Genomic DNA, 24,629 nt, shown 5'->3' on the forward strand with positions numbered 1-24,629 from the left:
CCCATCCGTACATGGCTGGAGTTGTTTGATGCTGTCACTGCTTACCAATCACCCCTTGATCAGCGCGCTGGTCCTGATCCTGATTGATCTCGGCTTGTGGCGCTTGATCAGTGCCAACGGCAGCAACTGGAAACTGGTCGTGCGGCTGGTGATTTTTGCGCTGTTCAGCGCCTTGTTGTTCAACGAAGGCATGAACCCGCTGGAGCCGGCACCCTGGGCCGATAACGTACCGCTGCACCTGGCGGCCACGGGGTTGCAGATCGGCTGGTGGCTGTTCGGCGCGCGCACCCTGACGGTGTTGATCGGTGCAGTGATGATGCAACGGGTCGGGCACACGGGGCGGTTGCTGCAGGATCTGCTCGGTGCGGTGATCTTTCTGATCGCCGTCATCGCCGCCCTGGCCTATGTGCTCGAACTGCCGGTCAAAGGCGTGCTCGCGACCTCCGGTGCGTTGGCGATCATCGTCGGCCTGGCCTTGCAAAGCACCCTCAGCGATGTGTTCTCCGGGATCGTCCTCAACACCACCAAACCCTATCAACTGGATGACTGGATCTCCATCGACGGCACCGAAGGCCGGGTCACCGACATCGATTGGCGCGCCACGCGCCTGCAAACGTCCCAGGGCAGCATGGTGGTGATTCCCAACTCGCTGGCGGCCAAGGCCAAGATCATCAATTTCAGCCGGCCGAGCGATATGTTCGGCGTCTCGATCAGCCTGCAACTGAGCCCGCACGCGCGCCCGCAAACGGTGCTCGACGCGTTGGAGCGGGCGATGCAGGGTTGCCGTTATCTGCTGAGCAAACCGGCACCAAGTGTGGCGTTGAAAGGCTCGAGCGCCAGTGGCGTGGAGTACGAAATCAGTGGCTTCGTGGTCTCCATGGATCAGAAACGCATGGTGCGCAATCTGCTGTTCGACCTGGCGTACCGGCACTTGCAGGCGTCTGGTGTCAGCCTGTTGTCGAGCGTCGAGTCCAACGCGCCTGCCGTCCTGTCACGGCCACGGGCGTTGCTGGACAGTTCGAACATTTTCTCGACCCTGCGTCAGGAAGAGAAAGACACCTTCAGCCAGAACATGACCCTGCAAACCTTCCGCGCCGGTGACATGATCCTGCCGGCGGGTGAGGTCAGCGATCACCTGTTTATCATCGAATCGGGTGTGGTCTCGGTGCAGTTGAGCCGGGGCGGGGTCAAGTTCGAATCCGGGCGCATGGGCCCGGGCGAGGTGATCGGCGAGGGCGGGATTTTGTCCGATACCGCGCTGCCGGCGGAGTTCAGCGCCAAGACCGCCTGCAGCTTGTATCGCATCGAGAAGGACTACCTCAAACCGTGCCTGGATGCGCGTCATGACATCAGCGAAGCGATGACGGCGTTGCTGGATTTCCGCTTGCACAAGGCGCAGGCCCTGACCCAGGAAGTGCCGAAGGTGGTGGAGAAGAAAGGGTTTTTGCGCTGGTTGCGCAGTCGGGCGTAGGGATCTTCGGGGATGAGCACTGCGCGGTTCGTGAGCAGGAAAACCGCGTTTCAGCTCGCCAATCCATCATCGGCACATCCAATGGTCTCCTTGACTTTGGTGATATTGGTTATTTGTGAGAGGGGTGTGGGGGATTAACTTGGCTCCACCCCCATTTGGTATTGGAGTCCACCATGAAACCTCGCCTCGATTTCTACACCGCGTCCCCTGACGCACTCAAAGCCATGATCGCGCTGGAAGGCGCGGTTTCGAAGCTGCCGCTGGAAAAGACCCTGATCGAACTGGTCAAGCTGCGCACCTCGCAAATCAACGGCTGCGCCTTCTGCCTGGACATGCACAGCGCCGATGCGCGCAAGGGCGGTGAAGACGAGCGCCGTCTGTACACATTGTCGGCCTGGCGTGAAACGCCGTTCTTCACCCCGCGTGAACGTGCGGCGCTGGCGTGGACCGAGTCCCTGACGCTGCTGAGTCAGACTCACGCGCCGGATGAGGACTACGAACTGGCGGCGTCCGAGTTCAGCCCTAAGGAATTGGTCGACCTGACCGTGGCCATTACCACCATCAACGCCTGGAATCGCCTGGCGGTGGGTTTCCGCAAAATGCCTCAAGCCTGATCAGTGAGCGTCTGCTGACGGCGCGGCCGGTGGCTGCACCTTGCGCATCAAGGGCACCATCGCCGTGGCTATGATGAAGCACACCATGATCATCAGAAACGCGTCGCCGTAGGTCTGGGTCTGGGCTTCGCGGTAGGTCAGCAGCCAGAGTTGATGCAGGCTGGCGGTGACGCCGGCGTCGCCGCTCTGGCCGAGGGCGGCGAAGTTATTGCCGACCTGGGACAGCCATTGGTTCAGCGCTTCGTTGGTGCTGTTGAGGTTTTCCGCCAACCGGGTGAAGTGCAGGTTGGTGCGGTCGTTGAGGATGGTCGCACACGCGGCAATGCCGATGGCGCCCCCCAGGTTCCGCATCAGGTTGAACAGCCCCGAGGCATGTTTGAGCCGTGCCGGCGCCAGTCCGCCGAGGGTCAATGTCACCGCTGGCGGCACGGCCAATTGCTGGGCGATTCCGCGCAAGGCTTGCGGCAGCATCAGTTCTTTGGCCCCCCAGTCATGGGTGATCGGGCTGAAATCCCACATCGACAGCGCGAACAGACCAAGGCCGCTCATCATGATCCAGCGCAGGTCGATGCGATTGGCCAGAAAGGCGTACAGCGGAATCGCCATGATCTGGAACACCCCGGTGGAGAAAACTGCCAGACCAATGTCCAGCGCACCGTAGCCGCGCACCCGGCCGAGGAACAGCGGCGTCAGGTAAATGGTGGCAAACAGACCGATCCCGGTGACGAACGAGAAGAAACAACCGAGGGCGAAGTTGCGGTCCTTCAAGGCGCGCAAATCGACGATCGGGTTCGCCACATGCAAGGTTCGCCCGATGAAAGCCAGGCCGGCCAGGCCACTGATCCATGCCGTGGTCAAAATTGTGCTGTCGCTGAACCAGTTCCAGCGCGGACCTTCTTCGAGGGTGTATTCCAGGCAACCGAGAAACAGCGCCATGAACACCATGCTCAAGTAGTCGGCACCCTTGAGCAGCGACAGTTCCGGCTGGTCGATTTTCACCAGCATCGGCACTGCAACCGCGACGAAAATCCCCGGTACCAGGTTGATGTAGAACAGCCAGTGCCAGGATGAAATGTCGGTGATCCAGCCACCAATCACCGGCCCCAGGGTCGGTGCCAGCGAAGCCACTGCGCCGATGGTCGCGGCCGCGATCACCCGTTGTTTGCCGGTGAAGAAAAAGAACGCGGTGGTGAATACCAGGGGGATCATCGAACCACCGAGAAAGCCTTGCAGGGCACGGAAGGCGATCATGCTCTGGATGTTCCAGGCCGCGCCGCAGAGCAGGCTGGCCAAGGTGAATCCCACCGCAGAAGCGCAAAACAGCCAGCGCGTCGAGAACACCCGCGACAGCCAGCCCGACAGCGGGATCACGATGATTTCGGCAATCAGGTAACTGGTTTGCACCCACGCCGTTTCATCGGTGCCGGCCGAGAGTCCGCCGCCGATGTCACGCAGCGAAGCGGAGACGATCTGGATATCCAGCAGCGCAATGAACATGCCGATACACATGGAGGCAAAGGCGAAAACCTTGGTCGCCGTCGCCATGTTCGCGGCATTGAACGGTTGCGCGGGGGCGGCGAGGGCGCGGCTCATGGCGCGCGGGCCACGGCCGGGGTTGCAGATTCCTTGCGAGTGTCCACTTCGGCGGTGACCGACAGGCCCGGACGCAGGTGGCCGAGCACGCCATCGGCTGGATCAAGCACGATGCGCACCGGCACCCGCTGAACGATTTTAGTGAAGTTGCCGGTGGCGTTTTCCGGCGGCAGCACGCTGAACTGTGAGCCACTGGCCGGCGCGAGGCTGTCCAGATGACCATGAAACGCCTGCCCGGAAAGCACGTCGGCATGAATGACCACCCGCTGCCCCGGATTCATGCGCGCCAGTTGATCTTCCTTGAAGTTGGCATCGACCCACAGACCACTGGACGGTACCACCGACAGCAGTTGCGAACCGGCCTGGGCATAAGCGCCGACCCGCGCCCGACGATTGCCGATTACGCCGTCCACTGGGGCCTTCAGTTCGGTGTAATCCACGTTCAGTTGCGCCAGATCACGTTCGGCGTGGGCCTGCATCAGCGCGGCACGGGCCTGCTGCTTTTGCGTTGCGATCACGTTGAGCTGCCGCTGCGCCGCCAGCAGTTCGGCCTGGGCCCTCGAACTGAGGGCCTGAGCCGTTTTGAACGTCGCGTCGGCGCGTTGGGCGCTTTCCACCGAGACCGCATTACTGCCAACCAGTTTTTTGTAGCGCGCATTGTCGTCCCGTGAGCGAGCGGTTTCGGCGCCGGCGGCATCGATGCCGGCGCGGGCCTGGCCGATCACCGCGTGTTGCAGTTGTTCGGTGGCGTCGAGGTTGGCCAGCAACGCTTCTTCGGCGGCCACCGCGCCGTCGGCCCTGGCCAGGTTGGCGCGGTAGTCACGGGCGTCGAGGCGGATCAGCACGTCGCCGGCCTTGACCTTCTGATTGTCGGTGACCAGCACTTCTTCGATGTACCCCGCGACTTTCGGGCCGATCACTGTCACGTCGCCGCCAATATAGGCATCGTCGGTTTCTTCAATGAAACGCCCGGTGGTCCACCAATGCGTCGCGTACAGCCCGGCAAACACCAGGGTAGCGATGGCCGCTGTCAGCAAGATCAACCGTTTGAGCAGGGGAGACTTGGGTGTGCTCACCGGGACAGCGACGTCGGGTTCGAGGCTGGGCATGCTGGTCATTGAGTGAATACCTATGGGAAGCGGGTCTTTATTACGCGTGTAATATGACGTAGGTAATATTTTGTGGCAAATGATTTCTGTTGCCAGTCGTCAGGGCGATGACAGCGGGAACGAACAGGAACGACAGGGAAACCAATTGTTTAAGAAATGTAAGCGTTGTAGGACGCGTCTTGCATTTGTGTAGGAACGATCTGACTATCACTCGCATTGATGGGGTGGCATTAAGCCATTTGATGATGACAGGGATGTTGAGTGCCGTATTCGTTTCGCGTTGTGCCTCGCCGTTGTTGGTCGCCTTGCACGCTGTTGTTGGCTTCGTTGTTGAGCCTGAGTGCTTCTGCACTCCAGGCGGCAGAGCCTTCCGCCCCAGGCCAGGAAGTGCTGCGCCAGCAACAACAGCAACAGCGCGATCTGCAACAGCTGCAACTGGAGCAGCGTCGCCGGCAACTGGAGCGCGGCAGCTTTGGTCCTGCACCGGTCGCGCCGGCCGTCCCCGCCAGTGTGCCCGCCGATGAACGTTGCTGGCCCCTAAATGGCACGCGTGTCGGTGGCGTCACCCTGATCAGCAGCAAGACCCTCGACGAGCGGATCAAGCCGCAACTGTCGTCGTGCATGGGCGTCGGCCAGATCAACCATCTGCTGGCGACCATCACCGGCCTTTATGTGGACGCGGGGTACATCGCCAGTCGGCCGTACCTGCGCAGCGCTCCGGTTGCCGGGCAATCGCTGGATATCGTGGTCGATGAAGGTTACGTCGAGTCCATCGAACTGGCCGACCAGCGCCTGCCGGTGTCCCTCGGTGGCGCCTTCCCCGGAATGCTCGGCAAGCCGCTGTACCTGCGCGATCTTGAGCAAGGCCTGGATCAGTTGAACCGCTTGCGTTCGCTTGACCTGACGGCCGATATAGCCCCCGGCTCGCAGCCCGGCGCCTCGCGGATCATCCTGCGTTCGCGCAGCAGCGGCCAGTCTCGCTGGGCGTTGGGGCTGGGCGTCGACAACCTCGGCAGCGCCAGCACCGGGCGTGATCGCGACACCCTGAGCCTGAGCCTCGACAGTCCGCTGGAGCTCAATGACTCCCTCAACGTGAGTGCCAGTGACACCCTCAATCGCGGTGATCGCTACAGCCGCAACGCCAGCCTTTACTACGCCATTCCCTACGGTTACTGGACCTACAGCATATTCGCCAGCCATGCCGAATACCGCGCGCCGTTCAAGCTCAGCACCCTGAAATTCCACAGCAGCGGCATCACCGACCAGCTCAGCGTGCGCGCCGACCGGGTGTTGTGGCGCGATCAGAGCCATCAGTTCAGCGCCAACCTGCAACTGGCCCACAAGGACGTCGACAGTTATCTGGAGAACATTCGCCTCGGTATCCAGAGCCCGACCCTGACCGTGGCCGAAGCCGGTTTGAACCTGTTCTGGCTCAACAGCGCCGTGTGGAACCTGGACGTCAATTACGCCCAGGGCCTGCGCTGGTTCGGTGCCGATGACGATGCCCAGCGCCAGGTCAACGACCTGCCCAAGGCGCAGTTTCGCAAGTACCGCGCCGGTCTCAGCCAATGGCGAAACGGCCAGTTTGGTCAGCAGACATGGCAGTGGCAAAGCCAGTTGAACATTCAGTACAGCCCCGATCCGCTGCCGGCCATCGAACAACTGCTCGGCACCGATGATTCCGCCGTGCGCGGTTACCGGGTCAACAGTGCGTCCGGTGCCAGCGGCGCGATCTGGCGCAACACCTTGCGCCTGCCGTTGCGCAGCGATTGGCCGGTGCAAGTCACCCCGCGCCTGGGGCTGGACAACGGCTGGATCAAGGCCGACCACGGCACCCAGGGGCAACGCCTGAGCGGGGCCAGCGCCGGGGTCAACCTGAGCTGGAAAAACCTGCAAGTGGACGTCGATTACCAACGCAGCCTCAACACCCCCAGCGGTTTAAGGCATGAGCCAGAAACCTGGCTGATGCGCGTGGGGGTGCAGATATGACCACCGACTCACTCGACACACATTCAGCCGTCGGACCTGTGCGCGACAGCCTCGGCAATCATCCCAACGCGCAACGTGATGCCGCACTTTTATTGAGAGGTTCCTATGCCTGAACAAACATTTGCGTTCCATCTTTCCCCTCGGGGAAAACTGCGCTGGGCGATTGCCAGCCTGTTCCTGATTGCCCATCTGCCAAACGCCCTCGCAGGTGGCGTGGTGGTCGCACCGGGCCCCGGCGGCACCGCACAACTGCAAACCCAGGGCGGCGTGCCGATCGTCAACATCGTTGCGCCCAATGGCTCGGGCCTGTCGCATAACCAGTTTCTCGATTACAACGTCGATCGCCAGGGCCTTGTGTTGAACAACGCCTTGCAGGCCGGGCAATCCCAACTCGCCGGGCAACTGGCCGCCAACCCGCAGCTCCAGGGCCAGGCCGCGAGCGTGATCCTCAACGAAGTGGTCAGCCGCAACGCCTCGGCCATCAACGGCGCCCAGGAAATCTTCGGCCGCGCCGCCGATTATGTGTTGGCCAACCCCAACGGCATCTCGGTGAACGGCGGCAGTTTCATCAACACACCGAACGCCAATCTCGTGGTCGGCCGTCCCGAATTGAACGACGGCAAGCTGCAAGCCCTGAGCACCCGTGAGGCCTCCGGGACGTTGCAGATTCAGGGCGCGGGCCTGCAAAACCGTGAGGGCTCGATCAACCTGATCGCCCCGCGCATCGACAGCCAGGGCAGCCTCAACGCTCGGGATCAACTGAACCTCACCGTCGGCCGCAATCAGGTGGATTACGCCTCGGGCCAGGTGAAAACCGTGGACCCGGCCGGCAACACCACCGACCACCGCATCGACGCCAGCCTGTTTGGCGCCATGCAAGCGGGGCGCATCAACATCGTCAGCACCGCTGAAGGCGCCGGCGTGCGGGTCGGGCCGGTGCAGGTCGCGGGTCGCGAGGGCGTGCAGATTCGCTCTGCAGGGGATTTGAGCATCAGCGGCCAAGCCGTCCCCGACAGCCTTGAGGTAATCCGGGCAGGCGTTCGCAGCAGCCAGGGTGACGTCCGCTTGCACAGTGGCAAGGACCTGACCCTGGCCGCCGCCGACGTCAGTGGCCGCGACGTCAAACTCGACGCCGGACGCAACTTGACCTTGAGCACCGTCGAAAGCCGCCGTCTCCAGGAAAAGCGCGAAAACTGGAACAACAGCACCATCGGCATCACTTGGGAAACCTACGACCGCACGCAGACCGACAGCGATTCACGCCAGCACGGCAGCCAGATTCTCGCCAGCCGCGACGCGCAATTGTCGTCCGCTGGTGACACTGAACTGAAAGCGGCCAAGGTCAAAGCGGCGAACAATCTGACCGTGCAAAGCGGCGGCGATCTACGCTTGAGCGCCGCCACCGAAAGCCACACCCAGACCGATCAGGGCAACCACCGTAAACACTTGTGGAAAGCCGATTGGAACACCAGCAGCGAAGAGCAGCGCAGCATCACCAGCCACTTGGAGGGCGGCAACATCGCCCTGCAGACCGCCGCGTTATTGCGTTCCGAAGGGGCTGAGTTGAGCAGCGCCGCTGACATCCACCTCGCGGGCAAACAGGTGGAAATCACCAGTGCCAGCCGCACTCAGCGCACCAGCGACAACCGTTACTCGGGCGATCTGGTGGGCGGCGGTTTCTTTGGCAAGACCGGCGACGCCGATCAGGGCAAGACCCAGAACCAGGGCAGCAAAATCAACGCGGCCGGCAAGTTGATCGTCAAGGCGGACGACGTGCGGATCAGCGGCAGCCAGGTGCGCGGCGGTACCGAATCGAGCGTCATCAGCGACAAGGGTTCGCTGGAGATCGATGGCGTACAGGACACTTCTCACACCAACAGCCACGACAAGGACAGCAAGTTCTTCGGCATCACCAAGGACGAAACCCGGCAGAGCGCCAAGGACAGCAGCACGGTGCGCAGCGAGCTGACCTCGGACAGCAACCTTAGGCTCAAGAGCGCCAAGGACATTGAGGTGGCCGGTTCCACGGTCAAGGCTGGCGGCAACCTGAGTGCTGACGCGGCGGGGGATGTGAAGGTGCATTCCGCGCAAGACACTCGCGACAGCAGCACAACCACCGAGACGCGTGGCTTCGATGCCTACGCCAGGGAAAACAGCCCGGACGCCGGGCAGTATCGTGCCGGTGTGCATTACGAAGACAAGCAGAAAACCGTGACCGGCAACGACATCAAGCAGCAGGGCTCAAGCCTCAGCGGCGGCACTGTGCAACTGGCGGCTGGCGGCGACCTGACGATCAAAGGCGCCGAGGTCAACGCCACACACGGCGACGCGACGCTGACCGGCAAGAACGTCTCGCTGCTGGCCGAGCAGAACAGCCACAGCACCTCGACCGATAAAACCGGCACCAGCGGCGGCTTCTACTACACCGGCGGCCTCGACCGCGCCGGCAGTGGCATCGATTTCGCGCACACCTCCTCGCAAGACACTACTGGCACAACCACCGCGCAAACCACCGGCGTGCAGAGCAGCGGCAACCTGAACATCAACACCGGCAAACTGACCACCGAAGGCGCGCGTCTGGATGCCGGCAAAGGCCTGAATGTCGTTGCCGTCGAGGTGGACAATCGCGCTGCGCACAACACCGACAGCAGCACCCACAACGACAGCAACTGGTCGGCGGACATCGGCGCCAACGTCGAGTACAAGGACATCGCCCGGCCGATCGCCGGAGCGGTCAAGGATGTGCTGGCCAGCAAGGTGCCGGACAAGGATGCGTTGGCCAATCTCGGTCAACCCAACGTCGGCATCGACGTTGCGATCGGTCATCAGAACGCCAGCCATACCGAGCAAACCAGCACCGCCGTGGTCAGCCAGTTCAAGGGCGGCACCGTGGAGATGAACGTGGCCGGGACGTTGCAGGACCAGGGCACTCAGTACCAAGCGAGCACGGGCAAGGTCAACATCAACGCAGAGACCTTGGTGGCGACCGCCGCGAATAACACCCACCGCAGCACCGATCAGGCGCTGGACGCCAAGGCTGACGTGCGGGTCTACACCAAGACCGGTGAGGACGTGAACGTCGCCGGCAGCGGCGCGGGCGGCAGCAGCCAGACGCGCAAGGACACGTCCACCGCTGTCGTCGGCAGCTATGCCGGCAGCACAGGGGTGACCATCAACCTGCGTGGCGATGGTCAGTTCGAAGGCAGCCATTTCGATGGCGGGCAGGGCGGTGTCTCGATCAAGACCGGCGGTGACCTGGCGCTGAATCAGGCCACTGACCGCCAGAGCAACGACACCACCAGCCTACGCGGCAACGGCTCGTTGAACGTCGGCACTGCGCCGGGCACCAACGGCACCAATGTCGATCTGGGTGCGGGTTTCCAGCTCGATCACACCGGCAAACAAACCCGGGACAGCCAGGCGCAGGTGTCGATTATTCAGGGTAAAGGTCCGGTGCTGTTGAGCAGCGGTGGCGATCAGATCCTGCAAGGGACGAAGGTCGACACGCGGGGCGGCATTGACCTGAAGGCTGGCGGCCAACTCGATCTGCAAGCGGCAACCGACACCCACACCGCAACCGGCAGCAACCTCGGCGGCGGCCTCAAGGTGGGCGGCAGCAAAACCAGCACGGAGATAAGTGCTGACCAGGGCGGCAACGTGAGCGGCAATTTCAACATCGGTCGGGTCAACGAAACGACCCGGACTTTGACCGGTGGACAGCTCAACAGCCAGGGCAACATCGCCCTCGGTGGTGACGCGATCCACCTGCAAGGCACCCAGGTCAGCGCCCCGAGCGTCAGCCTCGATGCGCAGAGCGGCGGCATCCTCCAGGCGTCGGCCGAGTCCACACAGAACCGCACAAACTGGAATGTGGCACTGAATGCCGGCGGCAACCTGAGCAACAGCACACCGGTCGTCGCGGATGAAAAGAACGTCGCCACAAGTGATCACGGCTTCAATGCCGGGGCCAAGGTCGGCGTGGATTACCTGCAAGGCACGACCCAGCAGAACAGCCAGATCAAGGCTGACAACGTGGTGTTGAACAGCGTGGGTGATACTCGTCTGGAGGGTGCGCGGATTGATGCGACGACCGTCAGCGGCAAGGTCGGCGGTGACCTGAGCGTGGAAAGTCGCCAGGACAGCCAGACTAGCGCCAAGGTTGATGTTGACCTCGGCCTGACAGGCAAGAAGGCTGCACCAGCCGACAAGGACAAAGTGGCCGAGAACACCAAACCGGGCGGGACTGACTACAAGCCGACACTGAAACTAGATGGCGGTTACGCGCATAAGGACAGCGTCGGCCAGGCTTCCGGTATCAGTGGCAGCCAGGGTGTGAATCTGAAGGTGGGCGGCGCCACGCAACTGAGCGGTGCACGGATTGCATCGACTGACGGCCGCGTGGGTCTCGGTGGTTCCAAAGTCACCACTGCCACCGTGAGCAACCGTGATTACGGGGTCAACGCCGGTCTGGATTTGCCTGAAAAGGCAGCGGGTGAAGCCGGTAAACCGGTCGTTACAACCCCGGGTGAGCACAGCGTCAAACTCGGTCCGGTCACCCTGGGCGGTCATTACGACAGCCAATCGTTACAAGCTGGGATCGACGAGAAAAATATCTAGGCTCCGCCTTCCCTGTGGGAGCGAGCACGCTCGCTTCCCCATTTGATGTTAGCGGGAAACTTGCGGTGCGTGACTCGGAGGGGTTCTCAGCCCTGCCGTTTCACCACCGTCCACCGTCAACACCGTACCGTTGACGTAGCTGGACGCTGGCGACAGCAACCAGCAAATCGCCTGGGCCACTTCTTCGGGCGCGGCCAGGCGGCCTACGGGAATCCTTGCGGTCAGGGCAGCCAGACGAGGTGCGTCCTTCATGATCGCGTCCATCATGCGCGTGGCGATCTGACCGGGGCACACCGCGTTGAACCGTACGCTTGCGCCATATTCCAGGGCCAGCGCCTGCGTCATGCCAATCAAGGCCGCCTTGCTGGCGCAGTAAGTGGCCAGTCCCTCTTCGCCGGTCTTGCCGGCGATCGACGACACATTCACCACCGCTCCATGACCCGCCTGCAAGCCGGGCAAGGCGTGCTTGATGAAGAAAAATGCCGAGCGGGTGTTGACCTCGAACATCGTGTCCCATTCCAGTTGTGAGGTCTGTGTGAGCGCCTTGCGCCCGGCCATGCCGGCGTTGTTGACCAGACCTTGCAAGGAGCCGTTACCCAGTTCCAGTGCGCGGTAGACGACGCGTTGACAGTCGGCCTCTTGCCGCACGTCGCCCGCCACGAACGTGCTGCCCGGCAGGCGCTGGGACAGCTGCTCTCCCGCATCGACGTCACGTCCAGTGAACACCACTGACATGCCCTGGCCGATTAACTGCTCTACGGTGACGGCACCGATGCCCTGGGTGCCGCCGGTCACGATGTACATGCTCATAGGTTATTGCTCCTTGAGTTGGCGGGCGTTGCGTTGTGCTCGCAAGGTCAGCCAGGTAGTGGTCATCAGCCCGACAATGCCCACCAGTAGCAACAATGTCGACATGGCGAGAATCGAGGGGTCGATGGTGTCGCGTATGCCATCGAACATTTGCCGGGGCAAGGTCCGTTGGCTGGGGCCGCCGATGAACAGCACCACGACGATTTCGTCGAACGATGTCATGAAGGCGAAGAGTGCGCCCGATATCACACCAGGTGCGATGATTGGCAAAGCAATACCCGCGAAGGCCCGCACAGGTGAGGCGCCGGACATGGCGGCGGCCTTGAGCAAGGTCATGTCGAAACCCTGCAGGCTGGCGGCAACACTGATCAGGACGAAAGGCGTGGCCAGGACGGTGTGGGCCAGAATCAGACCGAACAAAGTACCTGTCAGGCCCAGTTTGCCGAAGAGAAAATACATGCCCAGCCCGGAGATCACAGGTGGGAAAATCATCGGTGAAATCAGCAGGCCGAGCATTCCGCTGGCGGCTGGCAGGTTGCGGCGTGCAAAGGCCAGCGCGGCCAGCGTTCCGAGCAATGTCGCCAGCAGTGTCGAGGCGATGCCGACCCACAGGCTGTTGCTCAGCGCTTGCATCCAGGGACCGCTGGTGAATACCCGTTCATACCATTGCAGGGAGAGTCCCGGGAGCGGGTAGGAGAGGAACGTGCCACTGCTGAATGAAATCGGTACCACCGCCAACAGTGGTGCGATCATGAAAATGCTCATCAATAGACCGAACAACACATGAGCCTTGCGGGCGAGGTAAGCCTGTATGAAATGGTTCATGGGAGCTCCTTCAGCGCAGGCCGGCAATCTGGCGAATACCCACCAGGCGCGCGGCCAGCAGGTAAATGACCATGACACAGGAAATCAGCACCAGCCCGAGTGCCGAGGCCATGCCCCAATTGACGGTGGTGTTGGTATAGAACGCAATGAAATAGCCAAGCATCTGTTCGCGGGCACTGCCCACCAGGGTCGGCGTCACGTAGTAACCCGCCGCGACGATGAACGTGAGCAGGGTGCCGGAACCGATCCCCGTCAAGGTCAGGGGCAAGTAGACCTGCATGAACCCGCGTATGGGATGAGCGCCGAGTGAGGCTGAGGCGCGCATGAAATGGGGCGGGATATTTTTCATCACGTTGTACAGCGGCAGCACGCTGAACGGCAGCAGGATGTGCACCATCACGATGTACACACCCGACAGGTTGAAAATCATCGGCAGCGGGTGATCGATCAGGCCGAAGCGCAGCAGTAACGTGTTGACGATGCCTTTGTCCTGCAGTACCACGATCCAGGCCGTGGTTCGTGCCAGCAACGAGGTCCAGAACGGCAGCATGACCGCCAGAAACAGCAAGCCTTGCAGGGCCGGTGAAGCCTTGACCATCAACGCGGCAAACGGAAAGCCCAGCAACAGACACAACAGCGAGACTATCAGGGCGATTTTCAGGGTCTTGAAGGTCAAGTCCAGGTACACCCGCTGGCTTTCTTCAACCGGCGCGACACCTTGATCCGTTTGCTTCAAGTCCAGGGCGGCCAGCAGGTAATACGGCGTATAGGCCGGGGACGCGCGGCGAAAGTCCTCCCACACCTGTGGTGAAATCCAGCGTTCATCGATGGCGGCCAAACGCTCTCGGGCGCTCTGGCTTTCCGGGTTCGCCAGCGGCGTTCTGTAGGTCCGTGCGGTGTTCATGACCAGGAAGCGATAACCACTGTTCTCGTAGTTGAGGCGTCGTGCCGCCTCACCAATGACTGCATTGCTCGGGGCGTTGATAAAGTCTTGCTCGAGCGCATCGAACACCCGGTCAGTTGGCAGCGCCGTTGAATCCTTCGCCGGCTCGTCGACCATCGCCCTGATGGCCGTGGGGAACGCTTGTAGCAGTTCGGGATTGCTGACGGCCCGGTAGAACATCATGCCGATCGGCAGAGCGAAGAAAACACAGGTGTAAGCCAGCAACGGCAAGAGCAGCAGCATCGAAACCCAGCGCTTGCGGCGACTGGATTGATAATGGGCGACGGCCAGCGTGTCGACGCAAGCCGGTGCATCTATTGAGGAAACGGACATAGTGAAACCCACCTTGATAAAACCATACTCGAACCGCGCCTCCGTCATCGGCGGCGCGGTCTTGAGGCCTGTTTACTGTGCGACCCAGCGGGTAAACCGGTTCATCAGGTCTTCCTCGTAGTTGACCCAGAACGGTGTATCGAGCAGCAGGGCATCTTTCATGTTGGCCGGGGCGTTGGGCAACGCGCTGGCCGTCTTCTCATCCATGGCCGCTATGGCCTTGCTGTTGACAATGCCGTAAGGAATCGCGTGGGCGAAATCGCTTTGGGCCTTGGCACCGAGGATGTAGTCGAGGAGTTGATAACTGGCGGTTTTGTTCGGGGTGTTCTTGATGATGGTCCAGTAGTCCATGCTGTACAGCTGTTGCTGCCAGATCAGTGGAAAATGGTTTCCCTGTTGATTGGCGATGGCGATCCGGCCGTTGTAGGCGGCACTCACGGCGATGTTACCGGCGGCCAGCCATTCCAGCGGCTGAGCGCCGGTTTCCCACCATTGGATGTAGGGTTTGATTTGGTCCAGTTTGGCAAATGCACGGTTCTGTCCCGCCGGGGTCGCCAGCAATTTATAGACGTCGGCCGGTGCGACACCGTCGGCCATCAAGGCAATTTCCAGGGTCATGCGTGCCTGTTTGCGCAAGCCGCGTTTGCCTGGCCATTTCTGGACGTTCCAGAAATCAGCCCAGCTTTTCGGGCCGTCGGCGCCAAATTTTTTCGGGTCGTAGGTCATCACTTCGGACCAAACAAACGCCCCCACACCGCACTCCGAAAAGGCCTCGGGATTAACCTCGGGCGCATTCTTCAATTGTTTGTGATCCAGGTCTTCGAGCAGGCCCTGTTCGCAGGCCAATTCCATTTCGTTCTGGTCCATCTGCACCAGGTCCCACGTGGGATTACCTGACTCGACCATCGCTTTCTGTTTCGCCAGGCCGCCGCCGTAGCTGTCTTGAACCACCGGTTTGGCGCTTTGCGCGGCAAACGGTTTGAACCAGGCCTTGTCGAAAGCCTCCTGCGTGGCGCCACCGAAACCGACCACCGTCAGGTCGCGGGCCTGGGCGAGGGGGCCGGTCAGTGCCAGCGTGAGTACAAGGGCCAAGCGTGTTGAATGTGAGTGCATGGTGCAACTCTCCTGCTGAAGGAAAAGCAAATAGGGATTAGCGGGTGTACCGGCAGGAAAGCGGCTCAGGTCGAGTGATCGAAACTGTGCATAGTGATGACCTTCTTATTGTTGTGGGTGTGGTGTGTTTCGGTGGTGACAAGGGTTTTGGGTCAGGCGCGGAGCGGTGCTCAACCCTGCGCGAAAACCCGCGCGTCTTCGGGGCGCCAGCTAAAACCGATGCGCTGACCGTTGTTCAAGCCCTTGATGGCCTCATCGTTGGCGGTTTTCACAATCAGCGTGTCGTCGTTGTCCAGTTTCAAGTGAATGCGCAGGTGATCGCCCAGGTAGACACGGTCGGCCAGAGTTGCCTGATAGCTGTTCTGATTGATCGGGGACAGTCGGATGTTCTCCGGACGGATCAGCAGCTCGACTTTTTTCGAGGCGCCGATTGGCACCGTCACGCCCATGCCACGGGCCTCGAAACCAGCGTCAAGTGCGACCTCGACCTCATGCCCATGGCGTGCAACGAGACTCCCGCGCAATACATTGTTTTCACCGATAAACGTGGCCACGTAAGCGTTTTCAGGATGCTCGTACAGCGAAACCGGATCGCCGATCTGGGCAATATCACCTTGATGAAACACGGCTACCCGGTCGGACATGGTCAAGGCTTCGCCCTGATCGTGGGTCACGTACACCACCGTGACGCCGAGTCTTCGATGCAACTGTTTGATTTCGTACTGCATGTGCTCGCGCAGGTTCTTGTCGAGAGCGCCGAGCGGTTCGTCCATCAGGATGACCTGTGGCTCGAATACCATGGCGCGGGCAAGGGCGACGCGTTGCTGCTGGCCGCCGGACAACTCCGTGGGGCGCCGTTGCTGCATGTCATGCAACTGGACCATCTCGATCGCACGCTTGACCTTGCTCTGCACCTCGATGCGATTGAGTCCGCGCATTTTCAATGGATAAGCCAGGTTCTCGGCCACGGTCATGTGCGGAAACAGCGCGTAGTTCTGGAATACCATGCCCATGCCGCGTCGGTGTGCCGGGACGTTCTGGATCGGTTTGCCCATCATGCGGATTTCGCCGCGGGTCGGGGTTTCGAAGCCGGCAAGCATCATCAGCGTGGTGGTCTTGCCCGATCCGGACGCACCGAGCAGCGTCAGGAATTCTCCTTGCGCGATGGAGAGATTCAGGTCCTTGATGATCAGCGTCTTGCCGTCATAACTCTTTTGCACATGGTTGAGGTCGATCAACGCACCGGATGAGTCGAGGGAATGGGCGAGGCTATTCATGAGCAGTGTCCCGTGGCGTGATTGACGTCGTTCAGCGCGTCCGTCAGGCGGCTGACCAGTTCGCGCAGCTGTGTCGGTTCAATAATGAAAGGTGGCGCCAGGGCGATTGAATCGCCCATGTTGCGCACGATCAGGCCGTGCTTGCGTGCCGCCAGTTCGACCTGCGCGCCGATCGCCACCTGCGCCGAAAACGAGCGTCGCGATGACTTGTCAGCCACCAGTTCCAGACCCGCAACCAGCCCGATGCCGCGGATTTCGCCAACCAGAGGGTGGTCGAACAGTGGCGCCAGTTCGCCGTGCAGAACCTCACCCAACTGGCGGGTGCGGGCAGGGATGTCCAGCTCCTGGTAGATGGATAGCGTCTCAAGGGCGACGGCGGCGGCCACCGGGTGCCCGGAGTAGGTGAAGCCATGTCCGAAGCCGTTCAGTTGCTGGCTCTGTTCTTCAAGCACTCGGTAGACCGGGCCGCTGACCACGGTGCAGGAAATTGGCTGATAGCCCGCCGAAAGGCTTTTGGCGCAAGCCATCATGTCGGGTGCAAAGCCCATCGTCTGATGGCCGAACCACTGACCGGTACGACCAAAGCCACAAATGATTTCGTCGGCCAGCATCAGAATGTCGTAACGGGCCAGCAGTGCCTGTACCGCGGAAAAATAGCCGGATGGCGGGACGATCACGCCGCCGGCTCCCATGACAGGTTCGCTGATGAAGGCAGCGATGGTGTCTGCTCCTTCAGCCTCGATGCGTCGCTGCAAGTCGGCGACCAAGCGTTCGCAGAAGGCGGCCTCAGACTCACCGGGCAAGCCATTACGGTAGTAATGGGGGCACTCGACATGAATCACCTGGTCCAGCGGCAAGCCGAATGCAGCGTGCATGTTTGGCAACCCGGACAGCGTCGCCCCCATCACCGTGGAGCCATGAAAACCTTTCTGGTGGGCGATGATTTTCCGCTTGTGCGTATTGCCCCGCGCCCGGTGCCAGGCCCAGGACATTTTGATCATCGAGTCGTTCGCTTCCGAGCCCGAACAGGCAAAAAACACTCTCGCATCCGGTAGTGGCGCGAGGGTGGCGATGCGTTCGGCTAAGCGTGCCGTCACCGCTGGAACCCGATGATTGAAGGTGTGGTAGTAGGGCAGCACGTCGAACTGGCGTTGTGCGGCGTCGGCCAGTCGACGATTGGAAAACCCCAGACTGGCACACCAGAGACCGGACATTCCTTCAATGTATCGCTGTCCGTGTTCGTCGATGACGTGGATGCCATCTCCGCGTTCGATGACCATCGGGCCTTGTTGTTGATGGCGCCGCAGGTTGGTCTGCGAGTGCAGGTGAAAGCGTTGATCTGCCTGGGCCAGAACGCTGGCTGCGGGGGTGTTTTCGTGCGGCACGAGTGGCATCTCCGAGAGCTGAAATCAATATAACTTATAAGATCGCAAAATTCGGCCTAGTCTGGCCGGGGCATTTCTGCCTGTTGGAAAAAATAACGCCAACGGCTTGTTGTTGCAATATATATCTTATAAGTTGTAAGAAGGAGGCCGTGAGAGCGGTCGCCTTTCTAACAACCATTCAGGAAATGCAGCCATGTCGATAGCCGCTCCACCCCCCATTCCCGTTCCGGTCGAGGACCTGAGTCCCGGGCACATCGCCCACCTCAAAGAGCGCGCGCTGTTTGTACGCCTGGAAACCGTGCGCCTGATTTCCATCGCCAAGGTGGGGCACTACACCTCGGTGTTTTCCTGTGCTGAAATTTTCTCGGCGCTGTATTACGACGCCATGCGCTTGCGCCACGGCGAGCCCAAGTGGCCAGGTCGTGATCGCTTCTTGATGGGCAAGGGACATGCCGCAGTTGGGCTGTATCCGTTACTGGCGGACTGGGGCTTTTTCGACAAGGCGCTGCTCGACGGCTATACGCGCCTGGGTAATCCGTTAGGTGATCACCCGGATATGCGCAAGGTCGCGGGGGTCGATTTCAGTTCCGGTTCCATTGGTCATGCATTGTCCGGCGGACTGGGCATGGCGTTGGGTGGACGGCTGCAGAACAATCCGTTCGATGTGTATGTGCTGCTTGGCGACGGCGAAATGCATGAAGGCCAGGTCTGGGAAGCGGCAATGGCGGCTGCGCATTACAAAACATCGAACCTGATCGCGATCATCGACCGAAACGGTTACCAGCTCGACGGCAAGGTCGACGACATCATCGGAATTGAACCGCTGGGCGACAAATGGCGCGCTTTCGGCTGGGACGTGCATGAGGTCGACGGGCATGACGTCGCCGCCGTGGCTCGTCTGTTGCGCCAGCTGAAAGCCGATACGCAACGCGAAAAGCCTGTCTGCGTGATCGCCTTGACCGTCAAGGGCAAAGGCGTCGAGTACATGGAAACCGAGCCCGGCTGGCATCTTGGCTGGTTGGCCGAGGAAGACGAATTGCTCGCTATCGAAGAAATCAAATCCAAAGGAGGTGTGCAATGAGCTCGCCCGTCAGCGCCGATACCTGGCAGTACCGGCAGATCAACGCTCGCGCCCCCGGCCTGAACTATTTGTCTGATGCGTTGATCGACCTGGTTGACGCCGGTCACAAGATCGCCGTCGGCACCGCTGACCTCCAGTACTCCAACGGCTTGAGTCGCTTCGCTCAGCGCCACCCCGAACTGTTTATCCAGTTCGGTATCTCCGAGCAAAACATGGTCACCGCGGCGGCGGGCATTGCCACCACCGGGAGCATGCCGTTTGTGGCGACATTCGCTTCATTCCTGGCCTTGCTCTGCTGCGAGCAGATTCGCATGGATGTGGCCTACAGCGCACTTCCGGTGCGGCTGATCGGACACCATTCGGGAATCAGCCTCGGTTTCTATGGCACCTCGCATCACGCCACCGAAGACCTGGCAATCACCCGCAGCATCGCTGATCTGACGGTCGTCGCACCCGCCGATGGCCCACAGTTGGCGGCGGCGATACGTGCCTCGATCAACCATTCGCAACCGATTTACTTCCGTATTGGTCGGGGCCAGGAACCTAACGTTTACCCCGATGACGTGGTGTTCGAGTTTGGCAAAGCCATCGTTCATGAGCGGGGTAGTGACCTGACCCTGATCGCCACCGGCAGCATGCTTCACCCGACGCTGGAAGCCGCGCAGGCCTTGCGCGCCAGTGGTTTATCGGTCGGGGTGATCGATATGCACACCATCAAACCGCTGGATCGTGATGCGGTGCTGCATGCGGCGGGCGAAAGCGGGTTGTTGATGACCGTCGAAGAACACAACGTGCTGGGAGGGCTGGGCGGTGCTGTGGCGGAAGTGCTGGCCGACACGGGTCAAGGGACGCGTTTGCGGCGTCACGGGATCGAAGATGAATACAGCCTCATTGCCCCGCCGACCCATCTCTATCGCCATTACCGGCTGGATGCCGTGGGTATTGAAGCCGTTGCCCGGGAGGCACTTGCCCCAGGAGTCGATCATGTTGCTTGACGCCAATCAGTCCTTGCATGAACGGGCTCGGCAGGTGTTGCCGGGCGGCCATCTGAGCCCGAGCCGCAAACTCGGTCAGCCTTATGCGTTTGTTCGTGCAGAAGGTCCGTATCTGTACGACGCCAACGGCGACCGTCATACCGATTTCCACTGTGGTTTCGGCGCGCATGTGCTCGGGCACGGCAATCAGGCGATTCGTCAAAAGGTTGCACACGTCAGCGAACGCCTTGACCTGATCGGCGCCGGCATTACCGATCTGGAAGTCGAGACGGCGCAAGCGCTGGTCGAGTGCATTCCCTGCGCCGAGCAGGTCGCGTTTTGCAACAGCGGCTCCGAAGCGACTTATCACGCCTTGCGCCTGGCGCGGGCCGTCACCGGCGCCAAACGGATCATAAAATTCCAGGGCGGATATCACGGCTGGCACGACTATGTGGCGATGAACGGCCAGACATCCCGTGAGCGCATGGACAGTTTCGACCCGATGTCTGACGGTATTCTGCTGGATGCCGCGCAGTACACGATCATCCTTCCGTATAACGATGCCGAGGCGGTGGAGCGTTACCTCAAGTCCAATCCGGGGGAGGTCGCGGCGATCATCGTCGAACCGATTGCCCACAACATGGGCTCGGTGACGGCATCGACGGCATTTCTGCGGGCGCTTCGGCAATTGACCGTCGAGCACGGCGTGATTCTGATTTTCGATGAGGTCATCACCGGCTTTCGTCATGCGCTGGGCGGCTATCAGTCGATCGTCGGCGTGACACCGGATCTGGCAACCTTCGGCAAGGCGGCTTCATCAGGTTATCCCGTGGGCTTGGTCGCCGGCCGTCGGGATCTGTTGGAGCGCGTAGGGCAGTCGGGCGACCGGGGCGTGTTCATGGGCGGAACGTTCAATGGAACGCCATCGACGCTGGCGGCGGTGCTGGCGACCATCGAGGAGCTTTCTCGCGAAGGCGTCTACGAACGCCTGTTCGCCATGGGCGACTATTTGCGCGGGCAGCTCGACGGCATTATCCAGCGGCTGGGCATTCCCGCTCAAAGTGCCGGATATGGGTCGGTCTGGCTGATGTACTTTTTCGAGGGGCCGTACAGCCAGTACCGTGATTTGTTGCGCAACGATGACGCGCTGGACCTGGCGTTTCGCAAGCGTTTGATCGAGCAGCGGATGATTTTTCAGCCATTACCCCTCAAGCGCCTGTACCTGTCGACCTCGCATACCACAAAGATTCTCGATGAAAGCCTCGACGTCATCGAAAACACCCTCAAGGCGCTGATTCGCTAGGCCGAGCAACGGAGAGCGGCACGCGCAGTGCCGCTCTTTCTGCATATGATTCCCAAACCGCTGTAGAGCGAGGTTGAGTGTTACTTATAGGATATAAGACAATGTATTTCAGATTTTTGGCGCAACCCCGACAGGCTGCGCAATAAAAAGCATTATCCAGGAGTTCGACCGTGCAGATTCAACCGCTGGAACAAGGCAACCTGTCCGCCCGCGCCTATTACGCCATTCGCGAAGGACTGATCGCCGGCAACTTCCGGCCCGGCGAGCGGCTGGTCATGCAAGACCTGGCCGACAAGCTTGGCACCAGCGTCACCCCAGTCCGCGAAGCCTGCCTGAGGCTGGTCAGCGAGCGCGGTCTCGAGTTGCGTTCGGGCCGTTTTGCCATGGTTCCGGAGCTGACCATGAGCCGGTATTTGGAGGTGCGCACGATCCGCATCGCACTGGAAGGCCTGGCCGCTGAGCTCGCCACGCGCAACGTTACGCCGCAGGACCTGACTCGGCTGGAAGAACTGCATGCCAGTTTTCAACAAGCCGACCAAGCCAACGACGGTCCGCAAGCAATGCATTTCAACCGTGAGTTCCACTTCACGGTCTACCGGTTGGCGGCAATGGACATGCTGACTGCCCAGATCGAAGGGTTGTGGGTTTCCATGGGGCCGATCCTCAATCTGTTTTACACCAAGGGGCATAACACCTACATCGGTGCCGACGAGCATCTGGTACTGATCGAAGCCCTGCGCGAGAAAAAGCCGGCCAAGGCGCGCAAGGCCATTGCTGAAGACATTATGCGCGGTGGTGTCAGCATCATCGGCTTCATTACCGAAAGCGAAGGCAAGTAATCCGAGATTGAAGTAGATAACCCACCAGTTCCTCGATACGGACCTGGGGAATGTTGGCCGCACGGCACGGCGACGTGTTCTGGGAGTTAATCCAGGGCGTGGGGAAGGGGCGGGATTGATGGATTGCGACCAGTTGCCGAAGGAAATCATCAAGCAGCAGCGATGCCCGGCGTTGCACCGGACATCGCGCTAACACTCAAACTCGCTCAAAAATCGCCGCAATACCCTGACCACCACCAATGCACATGGTCACCAACGCATATCGCCCGTTGATGCGCTGCAGTTCGTGAATGGCTTTGGTGGCAATCATTGCGCCGGTCGCGCCCACTGGGTGACCGAGGGAAATACCCGAGCCATTCGGGTTGACCTTGGCCGGGTCTAGGTCCAGTTCCTGGCTGACCGCACAGGCCTGGGCGGCGAAGGCGATGTTGGCTTCGATCACGTCCAGGTCAGCCACGGTCAGGCCTGCGCGTTTGAGTGCCAGGCGTGTAGCGGGAATCGGGCCCAGGCCCATCAGTTCTGGCTCAACACCGGCGTGGGCATAGCTGACCAGGCGAGCGAGCGGGCGCAGGTTGTTGACCTGCACCGCGCTGCCGGTGGCCATGACCAGTGCCGCAGCGCCGTCGTTCAGGCCCGAGGCATTGCCGGCCGTGACTGAACCGTCCTTCTTGAACGCCGGCTTCATCTGCGCGAGTTGTTCCAGGGAAGTGGAACGCGGGTGTTCGTCGATGCTGAACAGCGTCGTTTCCTTGCGGCCACGGATTTCGACCGCTGCGATCTGCTCACTGAAGTAGCCATTGGCGATGGCGAACGCCGCGCGTTTTTGATCTTCCAGGGCTAGAGCGTCTTGCATGTCGCGGGTGATGCCGTTGCGCTCGGCAATGTTTTCGGCGGTGATGCCCATATGGATGCCATGGAACGGGTCATGCAGGATGCCCAGCATGTAGTCGATGGCCTGGACGTTGCCCATGCGCGCGCCCCAACGGGCGGACGGCATCAGGTACGGGCCGCGGCTCATGGACTCGGCACCGGCGCCGATGGCAATCTCGGCGTCGCCCAGCAGCAAGGTCTGGGCCGCGCTGATGATGGCTTGCAGGCCGGAACCGCAGAGGCGGTTGACGTTGTAGGCGGGGGTTTCCTTGGGGATACCGGCGTTCATCGCGGCGACCCGGGAAATGTACGCGTCGCGGGTCTCGGTCGGGATCACGTTGCCCATCACCAGATGGCCGATTTGCGCCGGGTCCACGCCGGAGCGCTCCAGGGCGGCCTTGACGGCCGTGGTCGCCAGATCGGCCAGCGGGACATCTTTGAGCGAGCCACCAAAGGAGCCGATGGCGGTGCGTGCGGCGCTGACAACAAATACGTCTGGGGTGTTCATGAAGGCTTTCCTGTAGATGGGTTCTTTTCAGTGCTGCGATTAACCAGTGCGTTCAACGCTGCCTGCGCTTCAGGGGTGGTCAGGCGCTTGATGAACAGCAAGTTCTCCTGGCGAATGGTGGCTTGCAGTTCCGGCATGGACGTCTGCTTGAGCAGTTGCCGGGTCTGACGCAGGGATTCCTGGGGGAGCGCCAGCAGGCGACGAGCCATGCGCTCGGCGGCCGCCAGGCACTGTGGCCCGTCGTCGAACAGTTCGTTGGCCAATCCGCACGCGACGGCGGCGGCACCGTCCAGGCTGTCGCCCCACAGCAGCAAGCGCGCCGCCCGGGCATGACCGAGCAGGCGCGGCAGCAGCAGGCTGGCGCCGAACTCCGGGCACAGGCCCAGGTTTACGAACGGCATGCGCAACCGGGCATTGCGCGTGACCAGCACCTGATCGCAATGCAGCAGCAGGGTGGTGCCGATGCCGATGGCCGCTCCGCAGACCGCCGCGATCAACGGTTTTTGCAGGTGGATCACCACGCGCATCAGGCGAAACGCCGGGCTATCCAGATCGGTCGGCGGATGCTGGAGAAAATCCGCCAGGTCGTTGCCACTGGTAAAGCAGGTGTCGCCACCGGTGACAATGATCACGCCGATTTCAGCGTCTTCATCAGCGGCCAGCAACAGATCGGCCAGCTGCGTGTACATGCGATTATTCAGCGCGTTGAGCTTGTCGGGGCGGTCAAAGGTGAGCGTCAGTACACCTTCGTTTCGTTCTTGTTTGATCAGGTCGTTCATGTACGTGCCCTGGGTGATCGCTATGAACGGCACTCTAAGCGCGGGACCGGCGCCGGATCTATGACAAAACCAGTCAACGAAACTGCCGCTTTTTGCCATGTCGGCCGTCGCGAGCGCCACAAACCGGCCCACACACCCATTCGGGGTATGGCGCGGTTGGCTGAATCGACCAATAGTGGATTCATCCGCTCATCCA

At 61.0% G+C, this 24,629-nt stretch carries 18 protein-coding genes; 8 read left to right on the top strand and 10 right to left on the bottom strand.

Going from position 1 to position 24,629, the window contains the following annotated elements; translation table 11 throughout:
* Positions 1–28 precede the first annotated feature (28 nt).
* Both JIO00_RS09580 and JIO00_RS09585 read left to right on the top strand, forming a co-directional pair.
* The gene (locus tag JIO00_RS09580) at positions 29–1,471 is read left to right on the top strand and encodes a mechanosensitive ion channel domain-containing protein (protein WP_200668046.1); all 1,443 of its coding nucleotides are present in this window, start codon (positions 29–31) and stop codon (positions 1,469–1,471) included.
* Positions 1,472–1,644: 173 nt separating this feature from the next.
* The gene (locus tag JIO00_RS09585; protein WP_077748887.1) at positions 1,645–2,085 is read left to right on the top strand and encodes a carboxymuconolactone decarboxylase family protein; all 441 of its coding nucleotides are present in this window, start codon (positions 1,645–1,647) and stop codon (positions 2,083–2,085) included.
* Here the strand turns inward: JIO00_RS09585 and JIO00_RS09590 are convergent, their stop codons facing one another.
* Together JIO00_RS09590 and JIO00_RS09595 are read right to left on the bottom strand one after the other, a co-directional pair.
* The gene (locus JIO00_RS09590; RefSeq protein ID WP_083374640.1) at positions 2,086–3,678 is read right to left on the bottom strand and encodes a DHA2 family efflux MFS transporter permease subunit; all 1,593 of its coding nucleotides are present in this window, start codon (positions 3,676–3,678) and stop codon (positions 2,086–2,088) included. It lies immediately after the preceding gene.
* Entirely contained in the window at positions 3,675–4,796 is a 1,122-nt protein-coding gene (locus JIO00_RS09595) for an HlyD family secretion protein (RefSeq protein ID WP_200668048.1), read from the bottom strand. The genes JIO00_RS09590 and JIO00_RS09595 overlap by 4 nt, the downstream gene beginning before the upstream one ends.
* Positions 4,797–5,048: 252 nt before the next feature.
* Between JIO00_RS09595 and JIO00_RS09600 the strand changes: the two genes are divergently transcribed.
* Both JIO00_RS09600 and JIO00_RS09605 read left to right on the top strand, forming a co-directional pair.
* Entirely contained in the window at positions 5,049–6,776 is a 1,728-nt protein-coding gene (locus JIO00_RS09600; protein ID WP_200668050.1) for a ShlB/FhaC/HecB family hemolysin secretion/activation protein, read from the top strand.
* 105 nt (positions 6,777–6,881) lie between these two features.
* Positions 6,882–11,393, top strand: a complete 4,512-nt coding sequence (locus tag JIO00_RS09605; RefSeq protein WP_200668052.1) for a hemagglutinin repeat-containing protein — start codon at positions 6,882–6,884, stop codon at positions 11,391–11,393.
* Positions 11,394–11,441: 48 nt separating this feature from the next.
* Here the strand turns inward: JIO00_RS09605 and JIO00_RS09610 are convergent, their stop codons facing one another.
* The 6 genes from JIO00_RS09610 to JIO00_RS09635 all read right to left on the bottom strand — a co-directional run bounded on the left by JIO00_RS09610 (position 11,442) and on the right by JIO00_RS09635 (position 18,079).
* A complete protein-coding gene (locus tag JIO00_RS09610; protein WP_010458484.1) occupies positions 11,442–12,203 on the bottom strand; it encodes an SDR family NAD(P)-dependent oxidoreductase in 762 nt (253 codons plus the stop codon).
* A gap of 3 nt (positions 12,204–12,206) precedes the next feature.
* Positions 12,207–13,028, bottom strand: a complete 822-nt coding sequence (locus tag JIO00_RS09615) for an ABC transporter permease (protein ID WP_010458485.1) — start codon at positions 13,026–13,028, stop codon at positions 12,207–12,209.
* 10 nt (positions 13,029–13,038) lie between these two features.
* Positions 13,039–14,304, bottom strand: coding sequence for an ABC transporter permease (locus JIO00_RS09620; RefSeq protein WP_200668054.1), 1,266 nt, complete (start codon positions 14,302–14,304; stop codon positions 13,039–13,041).
* 72 nt (positions 14,305–14,376) lie between these two features.
* Positions 14,377–15,417 (bottom strand): ABC transporter substrate-binding protein, encoded by a 1,041-nt coding sequence (locus JIO00_RS09625; protein ID WP_010458487.1) that lies wholly within the window; start codon positions 15,415–15,417, stop codon positions 14,377–14,379.
* Positions 15,418–15,587: 170 nt separating this feature from the next.
* Positions 15,588–16,694 (bottom strand): ABC transporter ATP-binding protein, encoded by a 1,107-nt coding sequence (locus JIO00_RS09630; RefSeq protein ID WP_077748881.1) that lies wholly within the window; start codon positions 16,692–16,694, stop codon positions 15,588–15,590.
* Complete coding sequence (locus tag JIO00_RS09635) at positions 16,691–18,079, bottom strand: aminotransferase (RefSeq protein WP_077748926.1); 1,389 nt, start codon at positions 18,077–18,079, stop codon at positions 16,691–16,693. The genes JIO00_RS09630 and JIO00_RS09635 overlap by 4 nt, the downstream gene beginning before the upstream one ends.
* A gap of 193 nt (positions 18,080–18,272) precedes the next feature.
* Between JIO00_RS09635 and JIO00_RS09640 the strand changes: the two genes are divergently transcribed.
* From JIO00_RS09640 to JIO00_RS09655, 4 genes are all read left to right on the top strand, one after another.
* Positions 18,273–19,160, top strand: coding sequence for a transketolase (locus JIO00_RS09640; RefSeq protein ID WP_010458491.1), 888 nt, complete (start codon positions 18,273–18,275; stop codon positions 19,158–19,160).
* Entirely contained in the window at positions 19,157–20,155 is a 999-nt protein-coding gene (locus JIO00_RS09645) for a transketolase family protein (RefSeq protein WP_010458493.1), read from the top strand. The genes JIO00_RS09640 and JIO00_RS09645 overlap by 4 nt, the downstream gene beginning before the upstream one ends.
* Positions 20,145–21,437 carry an aspartate aminotransferase family protein gene (locus JIO00_RS09650; RefSeq protein ID WP_145308948.1) on the top strand — a complete coding sequence of 431 codons (1,293 nt, stop codon included), beginning with the start codon at positions 20,145–20,147 and terminating at the stop codon, positions 21,435–21,437. The genes JIO00_RS09645 and JIO00_RS09650 overlap by 11 nt, the downstream gene beginning before the upstream one ends.
* A gap of 170 nt (positions 21,438–21,607) precedes the next feature.
* Positions 21,608–22,276, top strand: a complete 669-nt coding sequence (locus JIO00_RS09655) for a GntR family transcriptional regulator (protein ID WP_010458497.1) — start codon at positions 21,608–21,610, stop codon at positions 22,274–22,276.
* Positions 22,277–22,472: 196 nt separating this feature from the next.
* On the opposite strand, the gene JIO00_RS09660 is transcribed toward JIO00_RS09655, so the two are convergent.
* Positions 22,473–23,654: an acetyl-CoA C-acyltransferase family protein gene (locus JIO00_RS09660; protein WP_077748879.1), complete on the bottom strand. Its 1,182-nt coding sequence runs from the start codon at positions 23,652–23,654 to the stop codon at positions 22,473–22,475.
* On the bottom strand, positions 23,651–24,433 hold the full coding sequence (locus JIO00_RS09665; protein ID WP_010458500.1) for an enoyl-CoA hydratase: 783 nt from the start codon (positions 24,431–24,433) through the stop codon (positions 23,651–23,653). The genes JIO00_RS09660 and JIO00_RS09665 overlap by 4 nt, the downstream gene beginning before the upstream one ends.
* Positions 24,434–24,629: the final 196 nt, after the last annotated feature.

It is taken from the genome of Pseudomonas sp. SW-3, from assembly GCF_016615645.1.
Lineage (GTDB): Bacteria > Pseudomonadota > Gammaproteobacteria > Pseudomonadales > Pseudomonadaceae > Aquipseudomonas > Aquipseudomonas mandelii.